Below are 15,590 nucleotides of genomic sequence, written 5' to 3' on the forward strand. Positions count from 1 at the left end.
GCTATTCTTCTAAGTAATCAATAGGATTTAGGTAAAACATTTTTTTCCATCCTTGTCTGTCTGAATCAATTTTCCAAACATACGGAATTAGAGATAAAATGGAATAGTGTAGGTGGGGAGCTTTCCCCACAGCATTTCCACTAGTACCAACTGTTCCAATTTCCGAATTATTATTTAAAAAACTTAAAGAAGTTGTTTTTACCTCTTCTAAATGAGCATAGTAATGTAATCTCCATTTAGGACCTAGTATAACTACAATATTTCCACCCATACTTATTTTTCTAGAAAATAAAACTAGTCCATAGGTTGATGAGGTTATTTTAGTATTTTTTTTGGCAAAAATATCAACCCTTTATGGGTAACTGATTTTCCCCAAGGATAATACCAAAATGATTTTGGATTATAATCAGATTTGGTAGCTCCATTAACAGGCATTTTTAAGTTTTGAGGAATTAAAAAGCCTGTTAATAGAATTATTAAAAGAATAAGTAGTTTCTTTTTTATTTTAAACATGTTGTTTTATAGTTTTACCACCAAAGTTCTGTTTCTTCTTTCCATAGAATTAATCTGAAATCTTCGTAATGATCTCCATTACCTATTGTGTGTGTATCTCTATGTCCTTTACCAAGTCTTAATTTGTGAACAAACCCAGTGTAAGAACCTACCCATAAAGTTTGTTCATCATCAGAAATTGCAATACCACTTATGGTAGATCCTAAAAAATGCCTCCAAATACAATTTCCGTTTTGGTCAAAGGCTTTAATATACCCATATGCATCTCCTAAGATATAGTAATCTTTAGTAGTTATACCAACATAAACTCTCATTTCATCATCAATAACTTTAAAGTTATCAGCTTCATCTACATAAGATTCAACTTCTATTCCATTTAAGTTGTCAGTATCTACTCCAATAGTAATTCCATTATAAAAATGGCAAGAATTTGTAATAAGTTGTTTGTCGTCTTTAGAAAAAAGACAAAAATGAGGGTATGAAGATTGTGGACCTATTTCTCCGATTTGATTTCCTTCGCTGTCCATTACTCGATGGTCGAAAGATTGATCGCCGACTACAATATATTTATTGTTATTTGATAAAGTAGCGTTTTCCATAACTATATATGAGTCCCATTCTTCATCTTCTAAATCAGGTTCAGGATGTATCATGTTTATTGAGTTTTTAGAAACAAGATATATCCCTTCAGAAGTTGTGACAAGTACTTTTTTACCATCATTAAAAGGCGTCATATTTGAAATACCTAACTTATTTATGTCTCCTAATTCAAATGTTTCGATAATCTCTCCATCCCATTCTTTACGAGTAATTAATATACCAGGTGTTTTAACAGCAAAAATGTTATTTTGATGAGACTTTCCAATGGCTTCAATAGTATCGTCTAATTTGATTAGTATTTTGTTGTCTAGAATATATGCTTGTCTCTTCTGATAGGAAGTACCAACAATGAAAACAATTTTTTCATTCTCAATAAAACATAGTTGTTCAATGCTTTGTCCTTTCTCTTTAAAATATTTTATTAACGGAGTATGAGCGGGCGGATATTGCTTTCTGAACTCTTCAATACGTCCAGTTTTATTGGCTTCTTTTAATTTTTGTACTACAGTATCAGCTAAATGGTCGCGATTGTCTTCTGGCTCTTTACCTTTCCAGTTCTCCCAACCATGTTCTTCACCAAAAGCAACCATTTTGTTAACCTCAGTAGCGTATGTTTCGCCAATGTTATACCACTCTTGTTGTATTTTTTTGTCGTTTGCGTTACTAGTTTCCATTATATATTTTTAAATATGTTTTTACTTTTTTAAAGCCAATCAGCTTCAATTCCTTTTTCTTGAAAATCTTCTAAAAGTGATTCATTCTCGCTATAAAGAAGAGAAACGCTTTTTAAGTTAGGAAGTAATTTAGCATCAACAGCAGAGTTTACACTAAATACATCATCTTCACCATCCCAAAAAGGAATGATTTGACCGTAAATTTCATCACCTCCATCCATGTGTAACTCTTCAATGTTTTCAACCATTTCAGAAGTAATTTCTAAGTTTTTAAAGTATTGTAATACCTCTGGAATTATTTCATAGCCTTCTTCTTCAATAATATCATAAGCTTCTGAAGAAGTTAAGTTTCGGTGTTTTTCAATAAAATCATATACCTCTAATTTAGGTTGTAATACTTCTTGAATGTACATTAACTCGTTAATTACAGTTAATTTAAAGTTTAATTCTCTGAAATTTAATTGATTACTCATAGTCCATTTTTTTATTTAAAGAGAAGTTAAGTGTAGAAAACACTCAATAGCTTTTTTTTGTGAAATTATTTATAAAAACAAACGCAATCGATACAAAATTTGTTAAAAAAAGTATAAGGTTGGTTGGAGAGAAGTTGAAGTTGTAAAAGAAACGCAATAGTGATTGTTTTCACTATTGCGTTTTAGGTTTATTTAGTTATTTGATGTGTCCAAAACGCACCACTAATATCTGTTATTTTTACGGTATATGTTCCGTTAGAAAGGTTTGAGAAGGTAGAGTTTTTAAAAGTCATTTTTGCTTTAGCTCCCAAAGGAACAATTAAACTATGTTTACCAGGTTTTATTTTAGCAACGTAATAATTTAATATATTTTGATTAGCTAAAGAAGCTAATTCTTTTTGCGAATATTGAGCAATACTATTGTTATTCTGATCTAATAAATCTATTGCAATAACCCAAGAACCATATACATCAACACCTTCTGTTCTAAAAACATCAAAAGAAAGTGTATCGTTATTAATTTTTCCTTCTGTTATTTCTAATTTAGGTTTAACCGATTTATTATGAAGCGTTCCCCAAACTCCACCATGAAATACTTGATTGGTAAATAAAGTTATTCCTAAAATTGCCAAGGAACTTATTAAAACAAATCTTGGAAAAAAATGGTTTTTAATTGGCAAAATACCTGATCCTAACCATGCAAACCATTTCTTTTTAGTGAAGTATAAGTTGTTCTTTATAAAGTAGTTATCTAGTGAGTATTTACCGCTTCCTGTTAAAAAGAGCACATATCCTGTAGCTATTCCAAGCACACCAATTTGCCATTCGTCAAGGCATGTTGTTCCTATCCAACCAGAGCCCAAAAGAATTCCCATAGCAAGACCGAATACACCAATACTCATTATCCTAGTAAATAAACCAAAAATGATGAATAGTCCTACAATTCCTTCAATAATGGTAAATATTACCATATTTAACCATAGGATGTCTGGGTTTTCTACTAAATATTGAATTAGAGGTTTAATACCTAATGCATTAGGGAGGAAATGGTTAAACTTCTCTCCAATGTATCCTGCTACTTCAGGGTCGAGTTTATCGGCTAAAACTGTTCTTCTCCAAAAAGCAGAGAAGTAGGTCCAACCAATAACTAACCGTATTGCCAGAGCCAAAAGCCCTGAATCGTTTTTTATATTGTTGTTAATCATTATATTTTTGTATTAAGACTTATACTATTTGTAGTTTTATAGTACAAGCGATAGCTACATAAGTAAGTGTTATGTAGATTATTATTTTTTATCTGTAACTATTAAGAAGAGAGAGCTAAAGGTGGACTTTAAAATTTTTAAATAAAATATAAAGAGGAATTAAAGATGTTACATGTCCTTTTTTTTGATAATTGCTTATTGTTTTTCTAGGGAGGCTCTCAATAAGGCGAAGAGAGAAGTTAAAAGCTTTATTCAGAAAAGCTGGTGAAATTTTACTATAAGATACTATTTGTATTAATGAAGCATCAGTAATTTCACTATCATAGCAGTTTATTTGATTGTGTGTTGTTTGACTTTTGTTAGATACCTCTGTTTGAGGAATATTAAGTTCTGCTTGTATAAAGTTTCTAACTTTACAAGGAGAAAACAGTAATAAAATAACTAACCCTATTGCAGAGAATAAGGTAGATATATTAAAAGCTTTGTAAAGTTTTCTCATACTGTAAACTTATAAAATAAACCGAGTGTAGTTTGTTATAGTTTTCTTAATAAAGTTATTGTATTTGCAAATGTTCCATTTCTTTACCTGCTAATACTTTTTCACCAACAACTTTAAAACCAAGTTTTAAATATAATTTTCTAGCATTAGGGTTTTCTTTATCTACTAAAAGGCCTAATGTTCCGTTCTTTTTATGGACATATTCATTGATTAAGAATTGCAATACTTTAGAGCCAATGCCTTTGCCTTGGTAGTTAGGGTTTACACCAATACAATCAATATAATATTCTCCAGACTGGGTTTCGTCTTCATATGTTAGTTCTTGGTTAAACATCTTTTTTAGCAATGAAGCTACTGGTTTTCTAAGTTCTTTTAAATCTGCGCCATTATAGATGTTAGTTGCGGCAATAGTTTTATTGTCGCTATCTATAACCCAACAGTTTTCGTAAGAGTACTGATTGTTTTTTTGAATAATTAACGATTCTAAAAAATGAAGTGCTTTCTCTGTAGAACTTTCTCCTATAAATTTATAAACAATGTCTTCCATTGCTAATAACATATAAGAAGCAATTTCTTTGGTGTCTTTGGTAGTAGCTTTTCTAACAATCATTGTGAATATTTTAATTGACTTTATTTCTAACTAATCTAACACTCATACCAAACGATTTTCCTTTATCCTTTTTTGTGTATGTTATAATTTTTTCTCTGTTTCCAGATACAGCAAACCCTTCTTTAAAACTTATGTAGCTGGCAGTGTTTTTATTAGGTGTTGTTGAGCTCCAGAAAGCATAAGCTCCTTTTCCCCAAAAAAAAGTAGAGTCAATTTCTGTAAATACTTGTTTATAATTAATTCTGTCTTTTTTATTTTTATTGATAGAACGATATTCTTTTATACTAGGAACTCTCCAGTCGCTGAATCCTGCATAGTTGATAGAGTTCATTTGTTCTTGCCACTCAAAAACTTCATTCCATTTATTTAAAAACCTTTTCTCAATTGTACTAAAATCTTTTTTCATCCAAACCAAGTTTGTAGTAGAGTCTAAAACAATTAGAGTAGAATCAATATTCTTTTGGTTGTTATCAGCAGTAACTTTTTCTACTTTTACTTCAGGTTTCTTTTTAGCTTCGTTATTTTCTTTTTTAGAGTTCTTACATGAAGAAAAGTTAAGTAGTAAAACAGCAAGGATAAGTATTCTCATATTCTTAAAATTTCAATTTTTACAAATTTATGAGTCTATAAATTAACTTCTCCTGTTTTATTTAAGTTTATGTGCTAAGATCGGTATCTTCCCATTCAGTACCGTTAGAAAGCATCCATGTTAACGAATGTCTACGTTCATGTATAACTCCTCCATTTCCAATAGGATCGAAGCTATCAGGAGCAGTGTTTTCTCCTAGTTGTGCACTTCTTACTGCATTATGTAAGCAGTAAAATAAATCCTCTTTTTCTACCAGTTTTTCTTTCTCTAGAGTGTGTTGCTGAGGAAGCCAATCACTAATTAAAGTATCAAGTGAGCATGTATGATTTATTAGGATTTCCTGCATTTGCTCTCCTGTCATCATTTGACCAGAGATCTCAGGTTCATCATAACCAAAGTACCAAGCAAGTGGCCATGCGTTTTCAAACTTCCAACCAATAGAATTTCTTAACTCAATATCATTTCTAGAAGCATCAAGTATTTCTTTTTCTTCTGTGGTCATGTAACCAAGAAGTTTATTTTGATTAATGAAGTTAATTATTTTTTCGTCAGGTAAGTTTTCTGAAGGCACCATAAGCCATAAAACAAGAGCTTTTATAGCGTGGAGTCTTCCTGCAATTTCGTCAGCAGGTCTTAACTTTGTTTCTCTGATTGTAGGAAGAGAACTTGCAGGACGAAATCCAGCGTCAAGACAAGTAGCAATTGATTGAGATCTAATTTTTGAAGAATCTCTTTGAGTTACTTTAGATTTAGGGGTATTATTTTTTGAAGTTTTTTTCCTGTTAAACCATCCCATAGTTTGTTTTTTTTATGTTTTAAAATTATAGCTTATTTTTTGGTGAAAATATTTATAAAAGCAACAGGTATTGATATAAAGTTTGTTAAAATATAGTAAAGATTGATAAGATTTTTGTGTTACTACTGCCTTTATAAATTGAGATTATTTGGTTACATGCTTTTATTCGTATAAACAAAACTTAAGTTATTTTGCTTGTAATTAGTTTAATATGTTGAAAATGATAGTTCTATGGTTTTAGGAGGATTTACAGTTCCGAGAAAAGTTTGACGCGCTTGTTTAAAGTATCTATATTTGAGCTCTTAATGAAAATGATTTTAGATGTTAGATTTTGTGATTATAGGTGGTGCACAAGCAGGCTTATCCATGGCTTACCACTTAAAAAAGATGGAAAAAAGTTTTATAGTAGTAGATGGAGAAGAAGAAATAGGAGCCTCTTGGCTAAATAGATGGGACTCTTTAAAACTATTTACACCAACAGAATATAATCACTTACCTGGTTTAAAGTTTAACGCTCCTAAAGGGCATTATCCATCTAAATATGAGGTTAGCAATTACTTTAAATCGTATGTGAAGAAGTTTGACATTCCTGTACAACTAAACACATTAGTTACTTCTGTAAAAAAATCGACTAAAGGATTTCATGTAATCTATAATGAAGGAGAAATTCTAGCTAAGAATATAATTGTAGCAACCGGACCATTTCATATACCGTACACACCACCTTGTCATACTAAACTATCTGAAGAAGTATTACAAATGCACAGCAATTACTATAAAAATAGTAAACAGTTACAAGAAGGAGATGTTTTAGTTGTTGGAGGAGGAGATTCTGGATACCAAATTCTTGATGAAATATCTAAGGATAAAAAATCAAAAACGGTTTATTTTTCGGGAGATACGAAGGTGAAAACCTTACCTCAGCAATTTTTAGGTAAAACTTTATGGTGGTGGTTTACACTTATAGGTTTTTTAAAGTTTAACAAGTATAGTTGGATAGGGAAAAAAATAAGCACATCGTTGCAACCTGTAATTGGTACTGATGTAAAAGAAATTCTATCCCGTGAAAATGTAGTTACTGTTGGAAGAACTAAAGATGCGCTGGATAATGAAGTTGTTTTTGAAAACAAAAAAGTAACATCAATAAAAAATATTATTTGGGCAACAGGGTACCGTCCTAATTTTAAATGGATAGAAGGTTTGGAGTTAGACTCAGATAACTATCCAAAAAATTATAGAGGAGTAAGTAATATAGAAGGTCTGTATTTTATAGGTTTACCTTGGATGTATACACGTGGTTCTGCCACTCTAGGAGGTGTATCAAAAGATGCAAGCTATTTGGCAGATATAATTAGTAAAAAATAAATTTTAAGCATAATAACAAAACTACCAATAGCAGCAGTTATTAGTAGTTTTGTTAGAAAGGTTTATAAAATTAAGGATACTTCTCTTAAAAATAAGTCTAATTACTTAATTAGAATATTTAAAATCTTTGCACTTAAAAATAATCCAAAACCAAATATGGTATGTGTAATTAAGCTCATTACTCTAGCTTTGATTGGATCAGGAACATTAGAAGCGGCAATACCTAGTCCGAAAGCAGGCTGCATAAAAAAGAAAGGAGCTATAACAGTTACTACCCCTATGATTATAGCTGGTAAAAGAGTAGGGTTTTCAAGCCATTTTTTATCAAAAATAAGTACTAAAAGTAAAGCGAACATAATTCCAATCGTATAGTGTGCAATCCAGCCAATTATATGTTCGTGTTTTATAGAGGGAGCGGTAAATATTGTATGGTGAGAAAACTTACCATCAAAAAAATATCTAATCCAGCGACCTAGAAACTTGTAGTTAAGAGTTTTTATACCAAAGTAATTCAAGATTATGGAGTAAATATCCATAGTTGCTGTTGCTCCAATACCTATTAAAATTGTTTGAAATAAATTATTCATGTTGTTTTTTTAGACAAAAGTAAAATGGGTGAAGAATGTGGTGATAGGACAAAACGGAGAAATAATAGGATAAATTAATACAACTTAACTAAATTTAGTAGCTTCTCTTTACTGTTTTGGTTGTTAAAACAAACCAAAATCTTATTACATTCGCAGTATGCAACAAACAACAAATACAATAGTAATGGTTCGTCCTGCAAGTTTTAGGATGAATGAACAAACAGCAGTAAATAATTATTACCAACAAGAATTGTCAGGAATGTTACCTGCATCAATCAATGCTAAGGCACAAGAAGAATTTGATGCTTTTGTAGAAAAGTTGGAAGCTGTTGGTGTTACTGTAGTAGTTGTTGAAGATACTAAAGAACCAAATACACCCGATGCATTGTTTCCAAATAATTGGATTTCTTTTCATGAAAATGGAGATGTTGCTATCTATCCAATGTTTGCAGATAATAGACGTTTAGAGCGTAGAGAAGATGTACTAGAAATTTTGGAAGAAAAAGGGTTTGTAATAGAAAATGTTGTAGACTACTCTGAAGCAGAAGAGGAGGAGGTTTTCTTAGAAGGAACTGGAAGTATGATCTTAGATAGGCACAACAGAAAAGCGTATTGTGCTTTATCTCCTCGTGCAGATGAAGAGTTGTTTATTGAATTTTGCGAAGATTTTGAATATACTCCTGTAATTTTTACAGCAAACCAAACAGTTGGGGGAAGGAGAGAAGCTATTTATCATACAAACGTAATGATGTGTGTTGCGGAAAGTTTTGCGGTGGTATGTTTAGATTCGATAGATGATAAAAAAGAAAAGAAAAACTTATTAAAGCACTTAAAGTCGGATGGAAAAGAAGTTATTGCCATCTCAGAGCAACAAGTGACACAATTTGCAGGAAATATGTTACAAGTTAAAGGAATGAACGATGAACATTACTTAATAATGAGTTCCTCTGCTTTTAATTCGTTGAATTCTAATCAAGTTAAAGCTATAGAAAAGCACAGCAAAATACTACACAGCTCTCTAGAAACTATAGAAACCTGTGGTGGTGGAAGTGCTCGTTGCATGATGGCTGAGGTTTTTTTACCAAGAGCCTAAGCAACCATTGTATTTGAAACTTTATAGTTTTTATAGTACTGCATTAAGATAAAAGAACAGATTACTGAAGAAGCAATCCCTTCTATAGCTAATGCAAATACAACAAGTGGTAAACTTAAGTTCTGACCCCAGAAAGAAGACTGTTCAAGTATTGTCATAAAACCAGCATCTATAAAATCTACATATATAATAAGGCCTAAAATGGTTAAGGCTACAGCAATTATAGAGGTTCCAATTCCTAATAAAAAATTGCTAAAATATAACGATTCGTGGTTTTTAATGATATTGGTTTTTATAGCTCTGTTAATACCATAAAGAACGAAAGCAAAGTTTAAAAAACGCAGTTCGGAAACATCTTCCAATCCAAAAATTTTCATAATTAGAAAGAAGCCAACAATGCCCGCAAAAATTAGCAGCGCATTGCTAAATATGATTTTATTGCTCGCCATAATAGTACATTTTAAGAGTTAATCGTCTTAAAAGTACAAAATAATGACATGAAAATCAATTATTTATAGTAAAGCTTCTCTTAAAATTGTTACTGGGTGTTTTGCTATACGCTTTGTTCCGTCATAAATTTGATGGCGGCAACTCGTACCAGCGGCTACTATTTCAGTATCAACCGAACAATTTCTAACTTTAGGGAACAACGTATCTTCCCCCACTTGCATACTTACTTTATAATGCTCTTTTTCATATCCAAAAGATCCAGCCATACCGCAACAACCGGTATTCATAATTGTTACTTTATAGTTCTTAGGAATATTTAATATAGAAAAAGAGGCATGTGTACTAGACAATGCTTTTTGATGACAATGCCCATGTATTTTAAGCTCCTTTGTTTCATTACTAAACTTAGTTGTATCTATAGAGCCATTAGCATGTTCGTTCGCTAAAAACTCTTCAATAGTAAAACAATTTTCAGAAAGCTTTTTGGCAGATACTTTATCATCTGCTAAACGTAAGTATTCATCTCTAAACGTTAAAATAGCAGAAGGTTCAATTCCAACGAGTGGTGTTTCTTCAGAAATTAATTCTTTAAAAATCGTAACATTTTTATTAGCAATTTCTTTAGCTTCCTTTAAAAAACCTTTAGATATATAACTACGTCCGCTTTCTTCATGATCTACAGTTTTTACTTCGTATCCTAGCTTTTCTAACATAATTACAGTGTCTTTACCAATTTCAGTATCGTAGAAGTTGGTAAATTCATCATTAAAGAGATACACGGTTTTTTTTGAGTTTGTAGGTTGGTATTTTTTCAACCAAGTACTTAATGGTTGTTTAGCTAATTTAGGAACAGAACGTTCTGTAGCAACTCCCATAACTTTTTTAGCTAGGGTAGTATTGGTAAAGAAATTTGTTAGCACAGGGAACTTACTTCCTAGTTTATTGTATTTGGCATTGTTAGCAAACAATTTACTACGGAAAGAATACCCGTTTGTTTCTTGATATTGGTACAAGAATTCTGCTTTCATAGAGGCAATATCTACGTTACTAGGGCATTCGCTAGCACAAGCTTTACAGCTTAAACATAGGTCGAGAATATTTTTTAATTCTTTAGAATCGAACTTGTTTTTAGCAGTATTATTGGTTAACACTTCACGTAATGTATTGGCTCTTGCTCGCGTAGTTTCCTTTTCGTTACGAGTAGCTCTGTAACTTGGGCAGAGTGTTCCCCCAGCTTCAGGAGATTTACGACAATCACCTGAGCCGTTACATTTTTCAGCTAGTTTTAAAATACCTTCACTATCCGAAAAGTCTTGAATGGTTTCTATCTCAGGTTCATTTCTGTCAATTTCATAACGTAAACTTTGATCCATAGGAAAAGCATCCGTAATTTTTCCTTTGTTGAATACGTTATTTGGATCGAATGCCTTTTTTATTCTTCGTAATAGTTGATAGTTTTTATCACCTATCATCAATGGAATAAACTCTGCACGAACAATACCATCACCATGTTCACCACTAAAGGACCCTTGATATTTCTTAACTAACTCGGCAGTTTCAGTAGTTATTTTCCTAAAAAGTACTACATCTTCCTTTTTCTTTAAATTCAAAATAGGACGTAAATGTAACTCACCAGCTCCTGCATGTGCATAATACACTGCTCTTTGCTGATATTTATCCATAATTTTGGTGAATTCCTCAATATAGGTAGGTAAATCTTCTAGGGCTACGGCAGTATCTTCAATACAAGCTACTGCTTTATCGTCTCCCACTATATTTCCTAATAATCCTAAACCAGCTTTTCGTAGTTGATGCACTTTAGCAATGTCTTCACCATACACTTTAGGGTAGTGGTATCCAAAGTTGTTTGCTTTTAAATCTTCAATAAGTTTATCGGCTAGTATTTCTGCTTCTTCAATGGTATCGGCAGAAACTTCTAACATTAATACAGCTTCAGGATCTCCTTGTAAAAAGAAACGATTTTTTGCTTGTTCACGGTTGTTTTTAGTACAGTCTAAAATCACTTTATCCATCAATTCACAAGCATAGAGCGTGTGTTTCATAGTGGTAACGGTAGCTTTTAAACTTTCATTTACACTGGTAAAATGTGGACACACCATAATACTTTGGGTAGGAGGTAAGTCGTCTAGTTGAATGGTGATAGCGGTTGAAAATACCAAAGTACCTTCACTTCCTGATAAAAACTTAGCAGGGTTGATAGTTGGTTTAGTTCCGCCAAATAAATCGGAAGTTAAAAACTCATCAACAGCATACCCAGTATTTCTTCGGTGAATGCTTTCCTTTGGAAATTCTTTTTTAATTTCTTGCTGAATAGCTTTTTGAGAAAGCTCTGTATAAATAGCACGATAGATGTTTCCTTCTAACGAATTTTCTATTTTCTTTTGGTTGAATTCAGCTGAGGTAATTTCAGAAAAAGTAACTTCACTACCATCACTTAACAAACCTTGAATAGCAATGACTTTATCACGGGTAACTCCGTAACGAATAGAAGTACTTCCTGAAGAGTTGTTGCCTACCATACCGCCAATCATACAACGGTTAGAGGTTGAGGTATTCGGACCAAAAAACAATCCGAATGGTTTTAGGAAGCGGTTTAAATCATCACGAATAATTCCTGGCTCTACCGTAATGGTTTTGTTAATTTCATCAAAAGCCAATATGTTGGTAAAGTGTTTAGAAACGTCTACAACAATTCCATCTCCTACACACTGTCCTGCTAACGAAGTTCCTGCAGTACGAGGAATTAAGGTAATATTGTTCTTAGTAGCAAAATCAATTAACAGTTGAATATCTTGTATATTCTTGGGGTAGGCAACTGCTAGTGGGATTTTACGATATACTGAAGCATCGGTTGCGTAAATGTTTTTATGTAGGTCGTCAAAAAATAGTTCGCCAGTTAATGATTTTTTGAACGTTTCTAGTTGTGTTGTTTGTACCATTATCTTAATTACCTAAAATGTGGGTAGTGTTGTTAGTTATTCTATTGGAATGTGACGCTTAAAACAGGTATCGAAACAAATAAAAGTATCGGTTCCTGCCACTCCTTTAATTAAATGTACGTTATCGTATAGTATTTTTTGTAAATGTTCATTGTCTCTAGCAAAGATTAAAATAAAAATAGCGTAGTAACCGGAAACAAAGTTACATTCGGTTATTTCAGGTATTTTTTCCAACTCGTGCATTACTTCTTTAGCAAAGCGAGCTTCACGTAATCGGATACCTGTGTATGATTTGGTTTTATAACCTAAGTTCTTTTCTTCTAAAACAAACTCAGCATTTTTAATAACACCCTCTGCGGTTAGCTTTTTAATGCGTTGATGAATTAAGGAGTTGGAAACTTTTAATTCTTCCGCAATTTGTGAATAGGCTTTACGAGCGTCTAAACGTAATTTTGAAAGTATTTGTTTGTCTATATAATCAAATTGATTTTCCAAAAGAATAATTTTGTTAGAATAAACTTAATATAAGCTACAAGATAAACAATCGTTTTTAACGAAAAAAAGTGTAGCCGATAATGCAAATATACGGCTACACTTTTTCAATATTCTATTTTATGATTAAGCATTTATTACAGCTAAGCAGTTTTGTATGCTTTCATCTTGCATGTCTTCATACCATTTTGTTAACTTATAAACAGGTTCACCTAAACCTTTTTCAAATAATGATTGATTAGAAGTGCCTTCATATTCACGCTTAGCATCATCTGTACCTAAGTTTGAAGCAAAAATTCCTGCTGCACTTACAGGTAAGAAGTCTTCGTAAACCATAGGTTCTATACTTAAATAACCATCCTCTAATAATTGGTTTACATCTTCTTTTGTATACACTTTATCTTTAGATAAGGTTTTTACTTTATCGGTGGTAAAGTAATGGAAGTAAGCCAATTTTTTTGATTGTAACTCTTCGTAGTTATCAGGGAAAACTTTAAAATTTTCTGCTAATAATTTATTGTATTCAGAGGCATTTTCGGCAGTTGGTGATCCACCAATGGCTTTACGTGTTTTACCTAACAGTTCATGATACAAATCAAGCCCTTTTTGAGTTAACGCTACACCACGTTGTTCAATCTCACCAAAACGAGCTTTGTGTTCACCTATTTCTTCTTTTTCAGCATTGTTTTTAAAAGTTACTTTTTCAGTCAATGCCTTAAAACTTGTTTGACGTAGTAAAATAGGGCATTTTCTTGCAGGAGGTCCTTCTATATTGTCTTTTGGTGGAATATTACGATCCTCCATACTTACTTGTACCTTATCTATATCTAAAGTTCTAGGAGTTAAGTGGTTGATGTGAGGTCCTTTAAAAGCAACTACATCAGCAATTAATCTGTGTTGATTTAGTAAAGCTTCGTACATTTCATAATCTACAGTAGCAGTATCGTGCCAACGAAAAGTTTCTAATGCTTCTTGAACAAAGGTTTCGGCATCTTCTTTATTTAAACCTCCTTCTTTTTCGGATTTATCAATGAGTTGTAAAACTTTTTCTGTAAAAATTTGACGTTTTTCTAAAATAGTTTCAACATTGTTACGAAGCTGAGCATCATCAATTAAATCTAAACGTAATAAAGAGGTAAAAACTCTGAATGGAGCTTGATTAAGAGCTGTGCTTTCAATAGCTCTAAACGCTGTAGAATGAACAGGAACACCAGCTGGGGCTAAATCATAGTAACCAACAGAATACATTCCCATAACCTTAAACAGACGTCTCATTGTAAATAGCTCATAGGGTTTGCCTAGGCGGATTGCTCCGTGACGTTCCATATTTAGTCGAGTTAATTCTCCAGTATGTGCTAATTGTTCTTCAATTTCTTTAGACTCTGAAAGAACGTTTTCATTTATGTCATGAACCAAATCAAGTAGATCACCATAAAGCGGTACCTCTTTCTTGTACATGTCAGACATAATTTTAGAGAAGCGGTTACGAATGTACTCTGGAGAGACAAATTCTTCAGTCGTATTAGTAAAACTTTCTAGTTTATTTTTTGATGACATAGTTTATTGAGATTTGCTACAAATTAAATGAATTTAATTTTTTTTAGTATCAATAAAAATGAATTTTGTTTTATTGGTGTTTATTTTGAGTTGATTTGCTTTTGTTAATGCTTTTTTTAAAACCAAAAAGACAACTTTTTACTAAAAAGTGTTTTTTAAAAGTCAATTTGACTTTATTCCAGTTGTATAAGTCTTAGTGAAATATTCTTGAGTTTTTTTGTTTTAATTATGTGTTTGGAACTATACATTTTGTTCTGTAATTATATTTTTTTGTTAAAATTTAATCTTTAAAACACTTATTATTAAGGGGTAATGTTTTTGTTTCGAAAAAAATAAATTTCAAGGGTAGGTAATTTAAAGATAAGATTGTCTTAAGGTTATAAATGAAAAAAATAAAATCATGAAAACATTTCAAAAAACAGTATTATTATTAAGCGCAACTTCATTAATGTTATTAGGAACATCTTGTACTAGTGATGAAGGAAGCGATGAGAATTTAAGAATTAAGGCATCTTCAACCAATACATTTAGCCAAAGTAAAACTGCTGCAAAAAGTGTAAATAATGCTGAAGTTACCATTTCTGAATTTAAACTAAATATTTCAGAAATTGAATTAGAGTTTGATGATAGCTATTACGAAACAACGAATGATAATTTTATAGACTCAGATGATGAAATTGAGTTAAGAGGACCGTTTGAGTTAGATTTGTTAACAGGAACAACTAACATAACCTCTTTAGAATTACCAAAGGCTAGTTATGAAGAGATAGAGTTTGAATTTGATAAAAACACAGACGCAACTAGTGATATGTTTAACAAAACGGTTGTTATTAAAGGTACAATAAATGCTATTCCTTTTATTTTCTGGCACGATTTTGAAGAAGAAATTGAAGTAGATTTTGAAAACGAAGTAACAGATATTGTAGTTTCTGAGAGTTTAACAGATGTTACTATTAATTTTGATTTAAATGCTATGTTAAGTCAAGTAGATTTATCTTTAGCTATTGATGGTAATGAAGATGGTACTATAGAGATTAGTCCAGAAGACTTAGATGGAAACAAAGATTTAGCTGAACAACTAAAAGAAAAACTTAAAGCTGTAGCAGAGTTATTAGATGACTAATTAA

The 15,590-nt window shown here is 31.8% G+C and carries 17 protein-coding genes; 3 read left to right on the forward strand and 14 right to left on the reverse strand.

Translation table 11 applies throughout. The features are described from left to right. Position 1: 1 nt before the first annotated feature. From VCM48_RS15605 to VCM48_RS15645, 9 genes are all read right to left on the reverse strand, one after another. Positions 2-343, reverse strand: a complete 342-nt coding sequence (locus VCM48_RS15605) for a M23 family metallopeptidase (RefSeq protein WP_482272229.1) — start codon at positions 341-343, stop codon at positions 2-4. After that, the gene (locus tag VCM48_RS15610; RefSeq protein ID WP_482271113.1) at positions 316-513 is read right to left on the reverse strand and encodes a hypothetical protein; all 198 of its coding nucleotides are present in this window, start codon (positions 511-513) and stop codon (positions 316-318) included. Before VCM48_RS15610 ends, VCM48_RS15605 begins: the two co-directional genes overlap by 28 nt. Positions 514-527: 14 nt before the next feature. After that, entirely contained in the window at positions 528-1,787 is a 1,260-nt protein-coding gene (locus VCM48_RS15615) for a hypothetical protein (RefSeq protein WP_482271114.1), read from the reverse strand. Positions 1,788-1,816: 29 nt separating this feature from the next. Then, positions 1,817-2,260: a DUF6892 domain-containing protein gene (locus VCM48_RS15620; protein WP_482271115.1), complete on the reverse strand. Its 444-nt coding sequence runs from the start codon at positions 2,258-2,260 to the stop codon at positions 1,817-1,819. A gap of 188 nt (positions 2,261-2,448) precedes the next feature. Beyond that, positions 2,449-3,465, reverse strand: coding sequence for a TQO small subunit DoxA domain-containing protein (locus VCM48_RS15625; protein ID WP_482271116.1), 1,017 nt, complete (start codon positions 3,463-3,465; stop codon positions 2,449-2,451). Positions 3,466-3,580: 115 nt separating this feature from the next. Continuing rightward, positions 3,581-3,964, reverse strand: coding sequence for a hypothetical protein (locus VCM48_RS15630; RefSeq protein WP_482271117.1), 384 nt, complete (start codon positions 3,962-3,964; stop codon positions 3,581-3,583). A gap of 55 nt (positions 3,965-4,019) precedes the next feature. Next, positions 4,020-4,574, reverse strand: coding sequence for a GNAT family N-acetyltransferase (locus VCM48_RS15635; RefSeq protein ID WP_482271118.1), 555 nt, complete (start codon positions 4,572-4,574; stop codon positions 4,020-4,022). Positions 4,575-4,584: 10 nt separating this feature from the next. Further along, entirely contained in the window at positions 4,585-5,163 is a 579-nt protein-coding gene (locus tag VCM48_RS15640; RefSeq protein ID WP_482271119.1) for an Lcl C-terminal domain-containing protein, read from the reverse strand. Between the two features lie 67 nt (positions 5,164-5,230). After that, positions 5,231-5,959, reverse strand: a complete 729-nt coding sequence (locus VCM48_RS15645) for a DUF4272 domain-containing protein (protein ID WP_482271120.1) — start codon at positions 5,957-5,959, stop codon at positions 5,231-5,233. 321 nt (positions 5,960-6,280) lie between these two features. On the opposite strand from VCM48_RS15645, the gene VCM48_RS15650 reads away from it, so the two are divergent. Then, the gene (locus tag VCM48_RS15650) at positions 6,281-7,324 is read left to right on the forward strand and encodes a flavin-containing monooxygenase (protein ID WP_482271121.1); all 1,044 of its coding nucleotides are present in this window, start codon (positions 6,281-6,283) and stop codon (positions 7,322-7,324) included. A 101-nt stretch (positions 7,325-7,425) separates the two neighbouring features. On the opposite strand, the gene VCM48_RS15655 is transcribed toward VCM48_RS15650, so the two are convergent. Beyond that, positions 7,426-7,911 (reverse strand): DUF2938 domain-containing protein, encoded by a 486-nt coding sequence (locus tag VCM48_RS15655; RefSeq protein WP_482271122.1) that lies wholly within the window; start codon positions 7,909-7,911, stop codon positions 7,426-7,428. A gap of 157 nt (positions 7,912-8,068) precedes the next feature. On the opposite strand from VCM48_RS15655, the gene ctlX reads away from it, so the two are divergent. After that, positions 8,069-9,004, forward strand: coding sequence for a citrulline utilization hydrolase CtlX (gene ctlX, locus VCM48_RS15660; protein ID WP_482271123.1), 936 nt, complete (start codon positions 8,069-8,071; stop codon positions 9,002-9,004). Here the strand turns inward: ctlX and VCM48_RS15665 are convergent. The 4 genes from VCM48_RS15665 to hglS form a co-directional block, all read right to left on the reverse strand. Further along, positions 9,001-9,381 carry a hypothetical protein gene (locus tag VCM48_RS15665; protein WP_482271124.1) on the reverse strand — a complete coding sequence of 127 codons (381 nt, stop codon included), beginning with the start codon at positions 9,379-9,381 and terminating at the stop codon, positions 9,001-9,003. The genes ctlX and VCM48_RS15665 overlap by 4 nt on opposite strands. 135 nt (positions 9,382-9,516) lie before the next feature. After that, positions 9,517-12,414 (reverse strand): FAD-binding and (Fe-S)-binding domain-containing protein, encoded by a 2,898-nt coding sequence (locus tag VCM48_RS15670; protein WP_482271125.1) that lies wholly within the window; start codon positions 12,412-12,414, stop codon positions 9,517-9,519. 36 nt (positions 12,415-12,450) lie between these two features. Next, entirely contained in the window at positions 12,451-12,909 is a 459-nt protein-coding gene (locus VCM48_RS15675; RefSeq protein ID WP_241210203.1) for an Lrp/AsnC family transcriptional regulator, read from the reverse strand. Between the two features lie 123 nt (positions 12,910-13,032). Further along, the gene (gene hglS, locus VCM48_RS15680; RefSeq protein ID WP_482271126.1) at positions 13,033-14,463 is read right to left on the reverse strand and encodes a 2-oxoadipate dioxygenase/decarboxylase HglS; all 1,431 of its coding nucleotides are present in this window, start codon (positions 14,461-14,463) and stop codon (positions 13,033-13,035) included. Positions 14,464-14,863: 400 nt separating this feature from the next. On the opposite strand from hglS, the gene VCM48_RS15685 reads away from it, so the two are divergent. Continuing rightward, positions 14,864-15,586 carry a hypothetical protein gene (locus VCM48_RS15685; RefSeq protein WP_482271127.1) on the forward strand — a complete coding sequence of 241 codons (723 nt, stop codon included), beginning with the start codon at positions 14,864-14,866 and terminating at the stop codon, positions 15,584-15,586. Positions 15,587-15,590 lie beyond the last annotated feature (4 nt).

It is taken from the genome of Tenacibaculum sp. DPLXC6 (assembly GCF_056815515.1).

Coding starts and splice junctions, on each gene's coding strand:
- VCM48_RS15615 (WP_482271114.1), bottom strand. CDS start 1,787: ATGGAAACTAGTAACGCAAACGACAAAAAAATACAACAAGAGTGGTAT.
- VCM48_RS15640 (WP_482271119.1), bottom strand. CDS start 5,163: ATGAGAATACTTATCCTTGCTGTTTTACTACTTAACTTTTCTTCATGT.
- VCM48_RS15665 (WP_482271124.1), bottom strand. CDS start 9,381: ATGAAAATTTTTGGATTGGAAGATGTTTCCGAACTGCGTTTTTTAAAC.
- VCM48_RS15670 (WP_482271125.1), bottom strand. CDS start 12,414: ATGGTACAAACAACACAACTAGAAACGTTCAAAAAATCATTAACTGGC.
- VCM48_RS15610 (WP_482271113.1), bottom strand. CDS start 513: ATGTTTAAAATAAAAAAGAAACTACTTATTCTTTTAATAATTCTATTA.
- VCM48_RS15655 (WP_482271122.1), bottom strand. CDS start 7,911: ATGAATAATTTATTTCAAACAATTTTAATAGGTATTGGAGCAACAGCA.
- ctlX (WP_482271123.1), top strand. CDS start 8,069: ATGCAACAAACAACAAATACAATAGTAATGGTTCGTCCTGCAAGTTTT.
- VCM48_RS15625 (WP_482271116.1), bottom strand. CDS start 3,465: ATGATTAACAACAATATAAAAAACGATTCAGGGCTTTTGGCTCTGGCA.
- VCM48_RS15650 (WP_482271121.1), top strand. CDS start 6,281: ATGTTAGATTTTGTGATTATAGGTGGTGCACAAGCAGGCTTATCCATG.
- VCM48_RS15635 (WP_482271118.1), bottom strand. CDS start 4,574: ATGATTGTTAGAAAAGCTACTACCAAAGACACCAAAGAAATTGCTTCT.
- VCM48_RS15645 (WP_482271120.1), bottom strand. CDS start 5,959: ATGGGATGGTTTAACAGGAAAAAAACTTCAAAAAATAATACCCCTAAA.
- hglS (WP_482271126.1), bottom strand. CDS start 14,463: ATGTCATCAAAAAATAAACTAGAAAGTTTTACTAATACGACTGAAGAA.
- VCM48_RS15630 (WP_482271117.1), bottom strand. CDS start 3,964: ATGAGAAAACTTTACAAAGCTTTTAATATATCTACCTTATTCTCTGCA.
- VCM48_RS15685 (WP_482271127.1), top strand. CDS start 14,864: ATGAAAACATTTCAAAAAACAGTATTATTATTAAGCGCAACTTCATTA.
- VCM48_RS15620 (WP_482271115.1), bottom strand. CDS start 2,260: ATGAGTAATCAATTAAATTTCAGAGAATTAAACTTTAAATTAACTGTA.